Source organism: Bacteroidota bacterium (genome assembly GCA_013696965.1).
Taxonomy (GTDB): Bacteria; Bacteroidota; Bacteroidia; order JACCXN01; family JACCXN01; genus JACCXN01.
This window is the reverse complement of sequence record JACCXN010000060.1, coordinates 1-18,472: the sequence shown is the minus strand read 5'-3', so window position 1 is coordinate 18,472 and position 18,472 is coordinate 1. Positions and strand designations below refer to the sequence as shown.

The window sequence follows — 18,472 nt, the reverse complement described above, 5'->3', positions numbered from 1 at the left end:
AAAGATTGATTAATCGGAATTGGCTTGAAATATAATGCAGTAAAACACGTTTTTAAACCTGTAATCTTTCGATATGAGCTTATTTTTTTTATTTTTGTGTCGAAAATGAATTTAAACTTAAAAAATCAAAAACATGTCAATTTTAGTTGGAAGAAAAGCTCCATCATTTAAAGCGCAAGCTGTTATAAACGGAGAAGAAATCGTTGCAGATTTTTCATTAGATCAATTTACAGGAAAAAAACCAGTAGTATTCTTTTTTTATCCAAAAGATTTTACTTTTGTTTGCCCTACCGAATTACATGCTTTCCAGGAAATGTTGCCTGAATTTGAAAAAAGAGGAGCAGCAGTTGTAGCTTGCTCAACAGACACAGAAACTTCTCACTGGGGTTGGTTGCAGGTTCCAAAAGCAATGGGTGGTATTCACGGGGTTACTTATCCCATAGTTGCTGATACAACCAAAACTATAGCAACCAATTATGGTGTTCTTGCCGGAGAGTATGAATATGATGATGAAGGAAAATTAGCTGCAACTGGTCCAATGATTGCCTATAGAGGATTATTCATTATGGATAAAAATGGTGTAGTTCAGCATCAATTAGTAAATAATTTCCCTATCGGAAGAAATGTTGAGGAGGCGTTAAGGACTTTAGATGCAATGTTATTCCATGAAGACAAAGGTGAGGTTTGTCCTGCAAAATGGAGAGCAGGCGAAGCTGGAATGAAAGCAAATCAAGCTGGGGTAAAAAACTATTTGGCAACAAATTAATAAAAACTTTTAAACTTAAATAAAAAAGGCTGAATCATAGATTCAGCCTTTTTTATTTGGCCTTAATCGAATTTTTCAGTGCATAATATTCATAATTAATCTCTTAGTTAATAACTTTTAGCACGAAATTGAAGAAAAAAAAATTATATTTGATCATTCAGAAATAATCAAAAACCAGAATATATGAAAAAAAATTACACCGCTAAAGCTCTATTGACGCTATTTTCAACGTGTTTATTAATGATTTTATCGTTAAATGCACAAACCGTTTTAATTGATGCTTCTGGAGATGGAGGGTTTTCAAATGGCCCCACTTTTACTGACAATGGATGGACAGTTGCAAATGGATCGTTAACAAATAAATGGCATATAGGAACTGCTCCTGCTTCATTTCCAAATAGTAGTGCATTTATTAGCGATAATAATGGGGTTACTCATGCCTATACTAATAATTCTATATCCGTAGTTCATTTCTACAGAGATGTTACATTTCCTACAGGAGAAACTGCAATTAAACTTGTTTTTGATTGGCAGGGATTAGGTGAATCAACCTTTTGGGATGGAGTAATTGTTTCCTTAGCTCCTATTTCGTACATCCCAACAGCATCTAGTGTAAGTCTTGGTTTAAATGTTTTGAATGCTCCTGCAATTGAAATCGGAAGAGCATGGAATTCAGCAACAGTTCAGTCTAAAACCATTATTATTCCCTCATCCCTTGCAGGAAATTGTGCAGGACCAAATACATTAAGATTAATTTTCACATGGAAAAATGATGGATCAATTGGAACTAACCCTTCGGCTGCCATTGATAACATTTCATTAACATCAGCTACTTCATTTTCCCCAACAATTGGCACCTTTACTATAGATAATACACTGCCTACATCCGGCAATAACTTTAACTCATTTACTTCTGCTATTAACTGGTTAAATTCTGCTTACGTCTGTGGAATAAACAATGCACTTGTTTTTAATGTAACTGCAGGGCAAGTTTTCGATGAATTACCTCCTGTTGTTACAGCTAGTGGTACAGCTTTAAATACCATAACATTTCAAAAATCAGGCCTTGGAGACAATCCAGTTATAAGGGGATTAACAGGAGTAGGTGTTACTGATGCAGGTATTTCCCTAATGGGAGGAGATTACTTTACTTTTGATGGAATAGATGTTAAGGATCATTCCTCAAATATCAACAATACTACCCAAATGGAATATGGTTATCTATTAAGAAACGCCAGCGCAACGGATGGTTCATCTAACAATATTATCAAGAATTGTTCTGTTTCTTTAAATATTACAAGAAATGTAGCAATTGGAATACTTGTTTCCTCATCAACTACGGGTGGTGGATTTACTCCTACCTCAGCTTCAGGAGCAAACAACAACAATTTAATCGATAGCGTATATATTGAGAATTGCGGACTTGGAGGTATTTTAATTACCTCTGGTGCGGCTGCTTTTCCTGGCTTGTCAAACATTGTGCAAAAATCTTTAATCGGGGCTAGTTATAGTGGAACACCAAATGGAAGTATAGGTACAGGAGCTATTGATGCCTATGGAATTCAATTTCTTAACCAAAATAATGCAACAATAAGTAATAATACAGTAAGAAATTTAACCTCTACTGGTTTAAAGCGTGGCATTTTTGTTAATGCAGGACAAGGCGTTTCTCATGTTAACAACAACAAGGTTTATGGAATAAGAAATACTTCAACAACCTCTACTAATATGCAAAGAGGGATGGATCTATCCCTTAGCACCACAGGTACACATAATTTGAAAATATACAATAACTTTATCAGTGATATTTCCTCAGCGTACACTGGAGCAGCTACTGCAACCAGAATATTAACAGGCATGCTTGTGGGAACAGGGGATGCAACAAGCACTTATGATATTAATTTTAATTCAATAAGTATTAATGGAAGTCAATCTTTAACTGCATCTAATGTTTGTTTTGCTTTAGGAGGATCAACCACTACTAACAATGTAAGGAGCAATATATTTGCAAACTATACAAATGCTCAGGCAGGAATAGCAAAACATTATTGTATTTACTCAACAGCTACTGCAGCCATGGGATCATCTACATCTGTGGTTGACAATAATGATTATTACATAGCAAATCCAACAAATGGTTTTACTGCATTAACAAATGCTTCTGACCGTGCAACTATTTCTGATTGGGATATGGCTATTACCACCCCTGCAACAGCTATTGATGCAAATTCAATTTCTTCAAATCCTGAATTTATAAATAATGAAAATGATTTACATACTTTAAGTTTAAATTTATTTGGATTAGCTAGTATGTCAGGCATAACCTGGATTTCAACAGATATAGACGGGGAAGCAAGAAATATGAGTACTCCAAATATTGGGGCTGATGAATATATCTTAAGCTCATGTTCAACTGCAGATGGAGGTACAATTACTCCAGGCACATATAATATTTGTGATGGACAAACCCGTGCATTAAGCTCCATGGGTGCTACAGCTGAAATCGGAATTTCATATCAATGGAAAGTTTCCTCAACTCAGGGAGGACCATACTCAAATGCATTAGGCGGTTCAGGTGAAACCACAACAAATTTCACATCCGGTATTTTAACAACTGGAACTTATTATTTTGTAATGGAAACTACATGTAGTAATGGGCCTTTAACTGACTTATCCAATGAAGCAGTAGTAACAGTAAATCCATTACCAATAATTACGGTTACACCAACCACAAGCACTTTTTGCCTTCAGGGAACCCCAATATCATTAGAAGCCTCAGGTGCTAGTACATATATATGGTCACCAGCTAATGGACTATCCACTACTACCGGAAATAGTGTGAATGCATCTCCTATCGCATCTACACAATATACGGTAACTGGGTTAAGTGTAAATGGATGTTCAAGTTCAGCTAATGCAATTGTTACTACTGCAATAACTCCAAGTATTACATCTGTAACTGCTTCTCCATCTGACATATGCCCAGGTGATAATTCGCAGCTACAGGTAAATATTGCTGATTTTTCCTTCCAAATTGGAACAGGTACTATTACTAATTCATCCACAACCTATCCTGCGCCTTATGGTAACTTTTGGTATGGAGCTCGACATCAAATGCTTATTTTAGCCTCTGAATTAACTGCTTCAGGCCTTGTAGCAGGTCCGATAAAATCAATGGCATTAAATGTAACTAATTTAAACGGGGGTGCCCCTCTTGCTAATTATAGCATTAAAATGGGTAATTCTGCAATTTCAGCTATGACTGGCTGGGAAACTGTGGGAACAACTGTATATTCATCACTTGCTTACAGTCCCGTTTTAGGCCTTAATACCCATGTTTTCTCTACTCCATTTGTTTGGGATGGGGTGTCAAATGTTATTGTTGAAACTTGTTTCAACAATACTAATTACAGCAGCAATGCAAGTGTTTCTCAATCTACTACACCTTTTGTTTCAACAATACACTATAGGGCTGATGCATCAAATATATGTTCTAGCTCTTCAAGTACCGGGACTTTTTCACAGCGACCAAACTTGTTTTTTACTCAAAAAGCTGGTGTTGATTTCACTTGGTCTCCAGCAACATTTTTATCAGCAACTGATTTAGACGATCCTCTTGCAGAAAATGTAACAGTTGCAACTACATATACTGTTACTGCTGACAATTCAGGTTGTACTGCTAATGAAACCGTTTCAATAAATATTAGTACTTTATCCTTATCTGTTAGCATTTCTCCGGATAACACTGTTTGTGAAGGCACGAATGTTACCTTAAATTCAATACCCGTGGGCGGAGGAAGTCCATATTCTTTCGCTTGGACTGGGCCAAATGGATTTACTTCTACTGATCAAAACCCTGTTTTAAATTCAGTTGCCATGTCATCAGCAGGTGTTTATTCCCTTACTTTAACCGATAATTGCACAACAGTAATTACAGATCAGGTGACCTTAACAATAAACCCTTCATCAGTTACGGTTACACCTTCAGCAGTTACATATTGTACAGGGGGAAGCGCAGTTCAATTAAACGCAACGGGTGCTGATACTTATACATGGTCGCCAAGTACTGGGCTTTCGTCAACTTCAGGTGATATTGTTCAAGCCTCTCCTTCTGGATCAACATACTATATTGTTTCAGGTCTGGCATTAAACGGTTGTATTGCTGTTGATACAGTTCTTGTTAGTGTTTCTAATCCTCCTGAAATTACTTCAGTAACTGCCTCTCCTTCTGATATATGTCCAGGTGGTAATTCTCAGCTACAAGTAAATATTTCAGAAACATTCAAAATTGGAACTGGTGTTTTAACAAATAGTACAACAACCTATCCTGCACCATATGGCAATTATTGGTATGGAGCCCGTCACCAAATGCTTATTTTGGCATCTGAATTAACTGCTTCAGGCATGGTTGCAGGTCCAATTAAATCAATGGCTTTATTAGTTACAAACCCAAATGCTGGTGCCCCACTAACAAATTACGAGATAAAAATGGGTCATACTTCACTAACAGCAATGACTTCATGGGCAACTCTTGGAACAACTGTATATAATTCACCTAGTTACATTCCAGTAATGGGTCTTAATACTCATGTTTTTTCAACCCAATTTGTATGGGATGGCACATCAAATATAATAGTAGAAACATGCTTTAACAACACTGCTTATATTGAAAATGCAAGTGTAACCCAATCTGCAACACCTTTTGTTTCAACCTTGCATTTTAGAGCAGATGCTCCCGGTGTTTGTTCCAATATAGCAATTACAGGTACATTTTCACAAAGGCCAAACATAGTTTTTGCTCAAACCCCAAATGTGAATCTTAATTGGTCTCCGGCAACATTTTTATCGGCAACCAATATAGCTAATCCTCTTGCAGAAAATGTAACAGCAGCAACAACATATACTGTTACTGCTGAATATTCCAGCTGCACTTCCGCTGAGACAATTACCCTGAATGTGGATCCCTTAACCTTATCGGTTAACATCTCACCAAATGATACGGTGTGTGAGGGTACAACTGTTGCGTTGATTTCAACTGCTTTAGGAGGTGGTTTACCATATACTTATGCATGGACAGGCCCAAACGGATTTGTTTCGAATGATCAAAATCCTATTTTAAATATGGTTACTATGGCTCAAGCAGGTGTTTACACACTTACTTTAACTGACAATTGCTCTTCAGTAGTGATAGATCAGGTTACATTGACCATAAATCCTATTGCAGTTACAGTTACTCCTTCATCTGTTACCTATTGTATCCCTGGAAGTCCTGTTGAAATAATTGCTTCTGGGGCAGATTCATATACCTGGTCACCTGCCCAAGGGCTTTCAGCAACCACTGGTGATGTTGTTGAGGCTTCTCCTTCTGTTACATCAACCTATGTTGTTACAGGATTAGGATTAAATGGATGCACATCAACTGATACTGTTCTGGTTAATGTTTCTAACTCACCTGTAATTACTTCAATTACCTCAACTCCCGCTATTATTTGTGAAGGAGATAGTGCTCAAATTGTAGCAATATTGCCTTCAGCTACTTATTGCTTTCCAACAGTGGCTTTTACAGGAGCTACTGGTGATTATATTGATAATGTTTCATTTGCAGGTATTACAAATAACTTTAGTGGAGATGCAGCTAATAGCTATACGTACTATAGTTCTTTAACAGCCAATGCAATAGCTAATGGAACAACCCAATATCCAATTTCAATTAGCCCAGGCGGCGCATTTGGACAACAATTCAGGGTCTGGATTGATTTTAATCAAAATGGTGTTTTTGAAGCCGCGGAAAGTGTTTTTAATACAACTACAACATTCACAGCACCAAATAGTGCAACAGGTAGTATAACAATCCCAACCACTGCACTTAATGGAATAACTCGTATGAGAGTTGCTTGCCAATATAGCTCCGCTGTAGGTGTTACTGCATCATGTAGTAATACTGGCTACGGTGAATTTGAAGATTATAATTTATCTATAACTGGAGGTGTTTCAAGTACAATTCAATATGCCTGGACACCAACAAATACATTATCTAGTTCAACAATTGCAAATCCTATAGCTTATCCTGCAGTTTCTGAAATGTATTCTTTAATTATTACGGATGGTAATGGCTGTACTGCAACAAATAATGTTTCTATTGATGTAAATACCTCTCCTGTTGTAAATTTGGGTGCTGATGTTATTGCCTGTGGAACTGAAATATTAGATGCAGGGAACACATCAATGGATTTTGAATGGAATGATTTAACAACAAATCAAACCCTCACAGCATCCACCAGTGGGATTTATTCTGTTACAGTTACAAACCCTAATACTGGATGCAGTAGTTCAGATACTATTGATGTAATTGTAAACCCTATCCCTGTTGTTTACCTTGGTGCTGATATTATTCAATGTGGTGGCACAATTTTAATTGATGCAGAAAACCCAGGAATGGATTATGAATGGAATGATTTAACAACAAATCAAACGTTAACTGTATCTTTAAGTGGATCTTATTCAGTTACAGTAACTGATCCTGCTACAGAATGCAGTAATGCAGATACTGTAGAAGTAATGATAAACCCAAATCCGGTTATCAATCTTGGTTCAGATATCACTCAATGCGGTGGAACTGTTTTATTGGATGCCGAAAATCCTGGAATGGGTTATGTTTGGAATGATCTTACAACAGATCAAACACTGCTGGTAACCACCAATGGAACTTATTCAGTAATGGTAACTGAACCTAATACAGGTTGTGCTAGCAATGCTTCTATTGAGGTGACTATTGATGATCTGCCTACTGTTAGTTTTGATGCCTTTACTTCACCTGTGTGTGATAATGGAACTTCCTTTGCTTTAACCGGTGGTTCTCCTTCCGGTGGTGTTTATTCTGGCCCTGGTGTTTCAGGGGGAATGTTTGATCCAACAGCAGTAGGAGGCGGAACATATGGCATTACTTATACAGTTACAGGCTCCAATCTTTGTTCAAACTCAGTTACTGAACAAATTATAGTTGATATCTGCACAGATATAAAGGAAAGTACCAAAGCTGCATTTGTAATTTATCCAAATCCAACAATTGGCATGTTCAACATTGCAATAAGCAACGCCACCTTTGAACAATTGTTAATTAGTATTGTTGATTTAAATGGAAAGCAAGTATACAATGCAATAGATAAAAACACCCCTAACCATTATATTAAACAAATCAATTTGAATAATTTGGCAAGAGGTGTTTACTTTTTGAAATTGAATACCGGGGATGAATTAACTATCCATAAATTGGTGTTACAATAGTTATCAAACAAGGTAACAAGAAGATTGGGCTAATTACCGGTCATTTTGTTTTAGAATATATTAAATAAAAAGGCTGAATCCACTATGATTCAGCCTTTTTTATGCATTGAATTTGAGTCAGTATTAACTTAACTAATGGATTTTCTCACCTTACCCATATAATTTCTAAGGGAAGTTCTATAATCGGTTTTGTTTTTTTCCATATCCTTTAAAATCCATATCGCAGCCATAACATGGGTTAATCTTTCACCCTCGTCATCACCTTCTATTTCAATCAGGGGCAATTTCTCTTCCAGCATATCTTCTTCAGCCTTGATTAGAGTATCTAAACTTTGTTCCTCTGTTAATTTTTTAATAACTGCTGGTTTCATTTTTTTTTTGTTTTTGATTAGGTACCTGGCTGATTGTTTACAAAGTAAATGGTATTAAAAGTCTATTCTCATAAAAGCTTCTCCAACATTTCAATCACATTTTCTTCTTTAGAAGTTGCTGATCCTTCAACTAATTTCCCATCTTTTACAATGGCAAAAAAAGGCAAACTATCTACATTAGAAAATTTACGTGCTTGTTCATTTTCTTCTGCATTTACGTTTACAAAAGTAATTCCTTTAAAACGCTCATCTTCGGACAGCCGCTTAAATTTCGGAGAAAATAATTTGCAGGATCCACACCAGTCTGCAAAATATTTAACAATTACTTTTGAGTTTTGCTCAAGAATTTCAGTAAATTCTTTGTCGGTTACTGTGGTTACTGCCATTTTTGTTAAAGTTTAAAGTTGAACATACAAAATTACAAGTAGTTTTTAATTAAATTTTAATTGAGCGTTTTAATTATGTATTCTAAAAACAGCTTTATTAAATTTACATCAATACAAAAAAACAACTCCTTCTTCCGTTTTAAATCAATTTTGCTTCATTCCATAAGTTATCCATTTCTTCAAGTGTCATCTCCTCTAATTTCTGGTTTGTATTTTTGGCCTGCTCTTCAATATAATTAAATCGTTTTATAAATTTCAAATTTGTTCTTTCAAGGGCATCCTCAGCATTAATATCAATAAAGCGAGCGTAATTGACAAGTGAAAACAAAAGATCACCAAATTCCTCCTCCGCTTTTGCCTTATCTCCTGAATTTAATTCAGCTTTAAATTCTTGAATTTCTTCTTCCACTTTTTGCCATACCTGGTCTTTATTTTCCCATTCAAACCCAACTGCTTTTGCTTTATCCTGGATCCTTGATGCCTTTATCAGTGCAGGTAAAGACACGGGAACTCCCGCTAGTACTGACTTAGCACCCTCTTTTAGTTTGATCTTTTCCCAGTTTTCCTTTACCTGTTCCTCTGTTAATGCTTCAACATTACCATAAATATGTGGATGCCTTACTATTAGTTTTTCACACAAAGAGTTTATTACATCAGCAATATCAAATTCCTTTGTTTCTGAAGCTATGCGTGCATAAAAAACTATATGAAGCAAAATATCGCCAAGTTCTTTTTTAACCTCTTGTTTTTCATTTTTCAAAATCGCATCAGCCAGTTCATAAGTTTCCTCAATAGTTAAATGGCGCAGGCTTTCCATTGTTTGCTTTTTATCCCAAGGGCATTTTTCCCTTAATTCATCCATTATATTGAGCAATCTTGCGAATGCTTCCAGTTTTTCTTTCATGTCTTTTGTAATCATTAAAAGCAATTTTTTACTTTCTGTTTATTGTTTAAAGATGTCTTTATTTCACTTCTAATTTAATATAATCACCATTTAGCGTAGGTAGAATATTTTGATAATTTAAGGAAATCATCAAATCATATTTACCCACTTCTAAAGGGGCTATGAATATAATTTGCTGATAAAAGCTATCTCCTGGTTTGAGTTGGTTTTCCTTTAATACATCACCTGTTTGGGTGTACAACACTTTATTTCCTTGTTCAATAGTATGGCTTAAAAAAACATAAAAATCATCCTGGGGCTTAAAATCAGCAACGAAATCAGATGTGTTAGTAATTCTTACTTTTAAAATAACAGTATCTCCTGCATTCATTTGAATTTTCTTTTCTTCAACCTCACAATGTATATAATCGAAGGAATGGTAATTATCAATAAAAGTATAATAATATGTACCCAAAACTGTTTCCAATTCTTTTGAATATGAAGTGGGGTAACTTGGCAGGAACATTACCTTTTTTCCTTGAAAATACCTTTCCTTTTCATTCCATAAATTATATTGATTTTTTCTGTAGTATACATTATTCAATGAATAGGATTCATCACCAGTATAAAAACTATATTTAGAAGCTTTTTGGTAAGAATTCATAAAAACAACAGGTGCTCCTTTGGCTTTTTTCTTAATTTGTCTGGCCCAAGTATCCCAGTGATGAACTTCTGTTTGAATGAAAAACAAATCAGGAACAAAATTAAAAGCAAAAGAAATCCTAAACAGAAAAATCAGTAAAATTCCCGGAATAGCTATTTTTTTTAAAATATTCCTTAACCTTGAATTCTCTGAGGCGTAAACAGTGGAAAGAACAATCATGGGAATAAAAGCCGCTGCTGTCCAGTTTGCTTCTACTCTACCTTTAAAACTTGAAAATAAAAAAAACAACACAATTCCCCAGAATGTATATTTAAGGCCTTTTAATAGTAAATCTTCCGGCTTTTGCTTCCAACAGGCATAAAAAAGAAACACTCCAGCCAAAGGCCCTGCAATTAATAGTTGTCCGCCAAGGTAGGCAAGAGTGAATTCAATGTTATATGCTTCTTTGGATCTTCCCGCTAAATGATATTTTAAGGAAGGGAATCCATTTAGATATTGCCAATAAATATGTGGAAAAAACAAGAGTAAGGCAAGTATTGAAATTGCCCAGAAACTTTTCCTTTTTAAAAGCTGAAGATTTGAAATAAGGGTAAAAAAAACAACCAAAATTCCATGGTATTTGCTGTAAAGCATACAAGCAACTATTACAGCTAAAATCAGTGTGTATTTTAAATTATCTTCATTTAAATATTTACGATAGAAATAAAAAAACACGGCTGTGAAAAATATTAAAGCAGTATCCGGAACAGCAATAAAACCTCCAACATGAACAAGAATAATTGAGAAAACAACAAGAAAGAATAATTTAATATTGTTCGTGTAATTTTTAATCAGCTCCCACATAATCCAAATGGCCAGTGTATTGGAAATTACAACCATTAATCTTAAGCCTAATTCACCTCCCAATAAGGCGTATCCGGCCTTAATGAATAAGGCAACCCCCGGTGGGTGGTCAAAATAACCCCAATTCAAATGCTTTGTATACACCCAGTAATATGCCTCATCATGGATAAGGCCAGTGAAATAGGCCTGTAAAAGGTTTAACAAGAACCATCCAGAAAGAACAATTAAAAGTGTTCTTTGGTGGTTAATGTTTTTCGTAGTTTTTTCTGAATAAGCGCTCAAAAATGATTTTTTTTCAAAATTAGATTTTTATTCCGGTAATAGCCTGATAAGTTGGGCTATATATTGTCTTTTTTAATAATTTTGCTAAAAAGTCTGCCAAACAAATGATACAAAGGTTTACTACTCTTTTATTCTTTTCACTAATAATTATGTCTCAAAACATAATTGCCCAGGAAAACAGTTCGGTATTTCGTGCTGATTTCAGAGGCCATTATGGTTTTATTATGGTTCACAGGGAAAACATGAGCCATTTGGTAAAGGGCCATCCTTATATGTTGGAGTTCTCTTTAAGCAAAGCAACATTTGGAGAAAAACCATGGCAACAACTATACAATTTTCCTGAAATGGGAATTGCATTCGTGTATGCAAACCTTGCCAATAAAAAGCAATTAGGCAATGTATATTCTATTATTCCTAACCTTAACTTTAAATTAAACAAAAGCGAAGCCTGTACCATGTGGCTTAGAATTGGGGCAGGACTAGGTTATTTTCCCACTACATTCGATGTATTAACAAACCATAAAAACTTAGCTGTAAGTTCCCATTTAAATGGGGCTGTAAATTTTGTATTACTTAACAGGATCCGATTAACAAGGAAAATAAGCATAGAAAATGGCCTTGCCTTTACTCATTTTTCTAATGGAGCCTATAAAATGCCCAATCTGGGGGTTAACATAGTCACTCTTAACACAGGATTATCAATGCTTATTGGTGATGATAAAAAAACAGCTGTCAAAAGCCCCTTGTTGCCACACAGTAAGACTTTGGACATTTCAGTAATCGGGACAATGGGCATAAAAGCACTTGAAGCGGAGGGCGAAAAATATTCAGTTTATTCAATGCGTATTCTTTTCGACAAGGCCATAAGTAGAAAATCTGCACTGGGAACAGGTTTTGATTTGGTTTACAACACTTCGCTATTTGACAAACTCGTATATGATAGTATTTTTATTCAAAAGAAATCAGCTATTCTTCAACCAGGCATTAATTTATCTTATACCTTAAACATTAACAAGTTATCACTATTTATTAATCAAGGATTATACTTGAATAACGTGGATGTACGTTCAGGTATAATTTACCACCGACTGGGTTTTAAGTATAAATTTAATAATCGATTAATTGCCAATATTACACTTAAAACTCATTTTGGAATTGCAGACCACTTTGAATACGGAATAGGTTATACCTTAAAACGATGAAAACTTTTTATTATATTCTTTTCTCATTTAGTTTAATTCTTTTTTCCTGCAAAAAGGAGAACATGAATGACTGTGTTAAAAGTACCGGAGAAATTATTACAGAACATAGAGCTGTAAATGATTTTGATTCTATTTTAGTCCACAACAATATTACACTTTACCTTAAATATGATTCAGTAAGCTCGATTGTTGTTGAAGCAGGTAAAAACCTTGTCCCACTTGTTGAAACGTCAATTGAAAACAACAAACTGATTATTCGCAACAACAACAGGTGTAATTTCATGAGAAGCTATAAACCTCCTGTAAATGTAATTGTTTCTATTTCTGATTTAAAGCATTTAAATTTAGCCGGCTCTGGGGATATTTTCAGTTTAAACACCTTGGTATTAGAAAGAGTAAGAATGGTTAATTCAGGAATTGGAGATATTAATCTTGAAATCGATGCAGGATATTTATATACCCAAATATATGGTTCTGGAGGAATTAATTTATCTGGAAAAGCGGCAGTTAGTGAGATATACAGTACAGGAAACTGCTTTATGCAGTGCGAAAACTTAGTTACAGGTTATACCTATTTGCATAGTAATACAACTGGTAATATTTATGTTAATGTGGAAAAAGAATTGGGTGTAAATATAATCGGTTCAGGAGATGTTTATTACCTAGGAAAACCAGACATTACAAAGTTGAATATAACTGGAAAGGGAACACTTAAAAACCTCAATTAATTTCCTTTTATTGAGCTTCTTTGGTAAATAATAAATGGAGTAAGCATTACTAATGCCTACATTTACGTTTAAATATTATACAATAACATAGAGCTTTTAACAAGTTTATAAATTCCTTTTTTTAACAATAATTATGCAATTAATCCTAATAGCCATAGCCCTTTTGGCACTTGCATTTGCAGGTATAGCAATAAAAATCCTGGTGAAAAAAGATGGGAAATTTGCAGGAACATGCAGCAGCAATAATCCATTGGTTCAAAAAGAGGGTGCCAGTTGTGGAATATGTGGAGCAAGGCCAGAGGAACAATGTAAAGCCCCTGATCAATTAAATTCCTCAAGGGATTCCAAAAGTCCTTCTGAAAAATAACTTTTCATCTTACCATTGTCATCATATATAAAGTATACTTCAAGGTATAATTCCTCATGGTTTTTAATAAACTCGAGACTTCTTTCCATCCCAATTACCATAAAAAGAGTGGCGAATGCATCTGCACTCATACAATCAGCAGCAATAACTGTTGCACTTAAGAGGTTATTCCTGGCCGGAAACCCCGTATGAGGGTTAATTGTATGTGAAAACTTATTTCCATTTTCTTCATAAAATTTACGGTAATTTCCTGATGTAGCCAAAGCTTTATCATTGAGCTTTACACGAGCAGTTAATTGCCTTTGTTCTGGATTTTCTAAGGGTTTGTCAATTCCAACTTTCCAGGATTCGGTATTCGGTTTATAACCAGAAGCTCTTGTTTCACCTCCTATTTCAATTAAAAAATCTTTAATGCCTTTTAGTTGAAAATATTGGGCAAGCACATCTACAGAATATCCCTGGGCTATGGCATTAAAATCCAACATTGTATTTATATTCTCTTTAATTACATGCTTATCTTCAAGTTTCACCTTCTTATAACCAACAATATTAAGGAGTTGAGCTATTGTTGAACTATCCACCTCTGACTTAGAATTAAATCCAAAGCCCCAGGCATTTACAACAGGAGCTATAGTTACATCAAAATAACCGTGACTAAGTTCTGCCAACTCCATAGATTTTTCAAAAACAATTGTAAAGTAATTATCAACAATTACTGTGGAATCGTTGTTATTTATCCGAGATACAATAGAATGGGGTACATATGTTGAAAGGGAAAGATCAAAGTTGTCAAGCAAAGAATCAATTTCAGCCTTTAAAATCACTTTATCTTTAGAATAATAAGAAATGCTATACGTAGTGCCTTGTGCATGGCCCTGAATGATTTTTTTACTCTCAGCGGCATTATTACATGAATTAAATAAGAAGCCAACAAGCAGGATGAGAAAACCTATGGATCTAAATATTGAATTTGAATAATTTACAATTGATATCATTTTTATATAATAGCGGATAAATAAAAAGCTAAATCCTGAATTCTAACTACAAGAATTCAGGATTTAGTATGAAAAAAACAAGTTAATTACTCTTGGAGTATTCTGTTAACCACCAAAATCATCAAATGCGATATTTTCAGGGGGAACACCAAGATCATCCAGCATTTTAAAAACAGCCGCGTTCATCATTGGAGGACCACAAAGATAATATTCAATTTCTTCAGGTTCAGGATGCTCTTTAAGGTAATTTTCCAAAAGAACCATATGAATAAATCCAACATACCCTGTCCAATTATCTTCAGGTAGTGGTTCTGAAAGTGCAATGTTATAAGTGAAATTTGAAAAATCTTTTTCAATTGACCTAAAATGTTCAGTATAAAAAACCTCTCTCAATGACCGACCACCATACCAGTATGAAATTTTTCTGTCGGTACATTTTTCTGTATGGAAAAGATGAAACAAATGAGATCTTAAAGGAGCCATACCTGCACCACCTCCAATATATATCATCTCCTTTTTAGTATGCTTGATATGGAATTCACCATAAGGACCAGAAACCACAACTTTGTCACCAGGTTTTCTGGAGAAAACATAAGAAGAACAAATACCAGGATTTACGTCCATAAATTTATTTGCTTTTCTATCCCAGGGAGGAGTAGCAAGTCTAATATTAAGCATTACAATATTTCCTTCAGCAGGGTGGTTTGCCATTGAATAAGCCCTAAAAATAGGTTCAGGATTTTTCATGGTAAGCCCCCAAATATTGAATTTATCGTAATCGTCACGGAATTTATCCGGAATATTATATAACTCTGTTTTGAAATCAACAACCAAAGCTGGAACATCAAGCTGAATGTAACCACCAGATTCAAATTCAAGGAATTCTCCTTCAGGTAATTTAACAACAAATTCTTTTATATACGTTGCAACGTTATCATTGGAAACAACTTCGCATTCCCACTTTTTTATCCCAAATATTTCCTCTGGAATTTTAATTATCATGTCTTGCTTTACCTTTACCTGGCAACCAAGTCTCCAGTTGTTTGCTATTTCTTTTCGTGAGAAATAAGGCTCCTCTGTAGGGAGAATTTCTCCTCCACCTTCTAAAACCTGGCATTTACACATAGCACAAGTACCACCGCCACCACAGGCTGATGGAAGAAAAATTTTATGATTTCCCAAAGTGGTCAATATGGTTGATCCTCCATCCACAACTATGGGTTCCTGTCCATTTATTGTAAGTCGTACTGGCCCTGAAGGCGAAAGTTTAGACTTTGCAAAAAGGATTACAGAGACCAATAGTAATACGAATATTAAAAATACCGAAACACTGGCAATCAATGTTATTGTTTCAACAGCTAAAATCATCATAGCAATTTATTATTATAATTCAATACCCATAAAACTCATAAATGCAATACCCATCAAACCTGTAATGATAAAGGTAATGCCCAATCCCCTTAAAGCAGGAGGCACATTGGAATAACGTATTTTTTCTCTAATTGCAGCAATAGCTACAATAGCCAAAAACCAACCAACTCCAGAGCCCAATCCAAAAACAGTAGCCTGTGAAAGGCCTGCATAATCTCTTTCCTGCATAAATAATGCTCCACCTAAAATCGAACAATTTACAGCAATAAGGGGAAGAAAGATTCCAAGTGCACCATAAAGAGCAGGTGCAAATTTCTCTACTGCCATCTCAACAAGCTGTACTATTGAGGCAATTACTGCAATAAACATAATAAAACTCAAAAAACTCAAATCAATAGCGGCAAACTCAGGACCCATCCAGGCAAGAGCTCCTTCACGAAGTATATAATTTTCAAGCAGGTAATTAACCGGAACGGTAACACCTAGAACAAAAATCACAGCAACACCAAGGCCTACACCTGTTTTAACAGTTTTTGAAACAGCGAGATAAGAACACATACCCAAGAAGTATGCGAAGATCATATTGTCAATAAAAATGGACTTGACGAAAATATTTATATGTTCCATAAAAAAAATAATTACGAATTAATGAGACTCAATCAGTTTAGTGTTTTTACTCCTTTGCACCCAAATTATAATACCAACAGTTATAAGAGCCATAGGCGGCAGAATCATAAATCCATTATTGAAGTAACCTGCTTCATAAAATGAAGAGGGTATAATTTGATAACCAAAAATATCACCTGAACCTAATAACTCTCTGAAAAAAGCAACAATAATTAATATTGCTCCATAACCTACGCCATTTCCTATTCCATCTAATAATGAGGGCCAGGGTTTGTTAGCAAGAGCAAATGCTTCTAATCTTCCCATAATAATACAGTTAGTGATTATCAACCCAACAAAAACAGAAAGCGCTTTACTTACATCATAAACAAAAGCCTTTAATACCTGATCTACCAATATAACAAGGGATGCCACAACAACAAGTTGAACAATAATACGAACCCTATCAGGAATAATATTTCTCATTACAGAGATAATAACGTTTGCACAAATAAGTACAACAAGAACAGATACAGCCATTACCAGGGCTTGTTTTACCTGTACAGTAATTGCAAGGGCAGAACAAATTCCTAAAACCTGGACAGTAATTGGATTACTATCGTTTAATGGATCTGACATTAATTTTTTGTTTTTAGGAGAAAATAAAGGTTCGCTTTTTTTCTCCACTTTTACTACAGTTGTTGTTTCAGTACTCATATAAATACGATTTACTATTTTGAATCTTTTTTTAATTCTTCTGTTTCACTCTCAGCACCCTCCTCTGCAGAAACCCCTCCTGCAGCATCTGGAGATATGGTTTCTGCATCCTCCACTTGTTCAGCAGGGATTGTTTCTAATCCAGTGGTTGTGTATTCTTTAAAAAAGGGAACATAAATTTCAAGGGTTCTTTTTATCATTTCATTCACTCCATTGCTGGTAATTGTTCCTCCGGAAATTGCATCAACAGCATGCATATCTCCAGCAGCAACACCACCTTTAATTGCTTTAATTGGCTTATAATTTCCACCTTCATCAAATATCAGTTTATCAACAAACTGTTTTTGAAATTCAGTAGTGTTTATTTCAGCACCAAGTCCAGGTGTTTCTGATTTATGGTCGAATTTTGCTCCATATACATTGAAAACATTCATAGATGCATCAAGAGCAATATAACCCCAAATAGGTCCCCACAATCCTTTTCCACGCATTGGAACAATGAAAAACTTCTTATCATCCAAATTTGCTATAAATAAGGGATATTGTCTTTTTTCATGTGGCTTTTTAATTTCTTTTGATAAATCTATATCAAAGGCTGTATACTCTGCACCATCCACCACTTTACCCTCACTTGTTAATACCAGTTGCTCCTTAATAATTGAGTTAAATTTTTCTTCCGCCTGTGCAGGGGTAGCTGAAATTCCAACAGAGCCAATAATATCCTGCATTTTCTCAATCCTTACATTCGCAGACTGGAATGGTTTTAAACCAATTGCAGCAGAGGCAAGAAGTAATCCTACAACAATAACCAATGCAGCAGAAAAACCAAATGTGTATATATTACTATTCTTATTCATATGTAGATAATTTGTTTTTTAAATGTCATCCCGATTTATCGGGATAGCCATGTTATATTCATTAGCGTTTGTGAACGGTTCGTGCATGGCTATTTCATATAATTAAATTAAGCTTTTATGCTGATTCTTTTAAGTCTTCTGTTAATGTTT

14 protein-coding genes are annotated in these 18,472 nt (G+C 34.9%); 5 read left to right on the top strand and 9 right to left on the bottom strand.

What is annotated here, in order from left to right:
- Positions 1-133: 133 nt before the first annotated feature.
- Both H0V01_10165 and H0V01_10160 read left to right on the top strand, forming a co-directional pair.
- On the top strand, positions 134-766 hold the full coding sequence (locus H0V01_10165) for a peroxiredoxin (GenBank protein ID MBA2583734.1): 633 nt from the start codon (positions 134-136) through the stop codon (positions 764-766).
- 240 nt (positions 767-1,006) lie between these two features.
- Entirely contained in the window at positions 1,007-8,050 is a 7,044-nt protein-coding gene (locus H0V01_10160) for a T9SS type A sorting domain-containing protein (GenBank protein MBA2583733.1), read from the top strand.
- A 128-nt stretch (positions 8,051-8,178) separates the two neighbouring features.
- Here the strand turns inward: H0V01_10160 and H0V01_10155 are convergent, their stop codons facing one another.
- The 4 genes from H0V01_10155 to H0V01_10140 form a co-directional block, all read right to left on the bottom strand.
- A complete protein-coding gene (locus H0V01_10155; protein ID MBA2583732.1) occupies positions 8,179-8,421 on the bottom strand; it encodes a hypothetical protein in 243 nt (80 codons plus the stop codon).
- Between the two features lie 68 nt (positions 8,422-8,489).
- Positions 8,490-8,807, bottom strand: coding sequence for a thioredoxin family protein (locus H0V01_10150; GenBank protein MBA2583731.1), 318 nt, complete (start codon positions 8,805-8,807; stop codon positions 8,490-8,492).
- Between the two features lie 139 nt (positions 8,808-8,946).
- A complete protein-coding gene (mazG, locus tag H0V01_10145; GenBank protein MBA2583730.1) occupies positions 8,947-9,726 on the bottom strand; it encodes a nucleoside triphosphate pyrophosphohydrolase in 780 nt (259 codons plus the stop codon).
- Between the two features lie 43 nt (positions 9,727-9,769).
- Positions 9,770-11,479 carry a glycosyltransferase family 39 protein gene (locus H0V01_10140; GenBank protein ID MBA2583729.1) on the bottom strand — a complete coding sequence of 570 codons (1,710 nt, stop codon included), beginning with the start codon at positions 11,477-11,479 and terminating at the stop codon, positions 9,770-9,772.
- A gap of 104 nt (positions 11,480-11,583) precedes the next feature.
- Here H0V01_10140 and H0V01_10135 point away from each other — a divergent pair, with 104 nt between their 5' ends.
- From H0V01_10135 to H0V01_10125, 3 genes are all read left to right on the top strand, one after another.
- Positions 11,584-12,681, top strand: a complete 1,098-nt coding sequence (locus tag H0V01_10135) for an acyloxyacyl hydrolase (GenBank protein MBA2583728.1) — start codon at positions 11,584-11,586, stop codon at positions 12,679-12,681.
- Positions 12,678-13,409, top strand: a complete 732-nt coding sequence (locus tag H0V01_10130; protein ID MBA2583727.1) for a DUF2807 domain-containing protein — start codon at positions 12,678-12,680, stop codon at positions 13,407-13,409. The genes H0V01_10135 and H0V01_10130 overlap by 4 nt, the downstream gene beginning before the upstream one ends.
- A 133-nt stretch (positions 13,410-13,542) precedes the next feature.
- Positions 13,543-13,776, top strand: coding sequence for a membrane or secreted protein (locus H0V01_10125; GenBank protein ID MBA2583726.1), 234 nt, complete (start codon positions 13,543-13,545; stop codon positions 13,774-13,776).
- On the opposite strand, the gene H0V01_10120 is transcribed toward H0V01_10125, so the two are convergent.
- The 5 genes from H0V01_10120 to nqrC form a co-directional block, all read right to left on the bottom strand.
- On the bottom strand, positions 13,731-14,771 hold the full coding sequence (locus H0V01_10120) for an FAD:protein FMN transferase (GenBank protein ID MBA2583725.1): 1,041 nt from the start codon (positions 14,769-14,771) through the stop codon (positions 13,731-13,733). The two genes, H0V01_10125 and H0V01_10120, sit on opposite strands and share 46 nt — an antisense overlap.
- A 105-nt stretch (positions 14,772-14,876) precedes the next feature.
- Positions 14,877-16,139 (bottom strand): NADH:ubiquinone reductase (Na(+)-transporting) subunit F, encoded by a 1,263-nt coding sequence (locus tag H0V01_10115; GenBank protein MBA2583724.1) that lies wholly within the window; start codon positions 16,137-16,139, stop codon positions 14,877-14,879.
- 15 nt (positions 16,140-16,154) lie between these two features.
- Positions 16,155-16,769, bottom strand: coding sequence for an NADH:ubiquinone reductase (Na(+)-transporting) subunit E (gene nqrE / locus H0V01_10110; protein MBA2583723.1), 615 nt, complete (start codon positions 16,767-16,769; stop codon positions 16,155-16,157).
- An 18-nt stretch (positions 16,770-16,787) separates the two neighbouring features.
- Positions 16,788-17,465 (bottom strand): NADH:ubiquinone reductase (Na(+)-transporting) subunit D, encoded by a 678-nt coding sequence (locus H0V01_10105; GenBank protein ID MBA2583722.1) that lies wholly within the window; start codon positions 17,463-17,465, stop codon positions 16,788-16,790.
- A 14-nt stretch (positions 17,466-17,479) separates the two neighbouring features.
- On the bottom strand, positions 17,480-18,322 hold the full coding sequence (nqrC, locus tag H0V01_10100; GenBank protein ID MBA2583721.1) for an NADH:ubiquinone reductase (Na(+)-transporting) subunit C: 843 nt from the start codon (positions 18,320-18,322) through the stop codon (positions 17,480-17,482).
- Positions 18,323-18,472 lie beyond the last annotated feature (150 nt).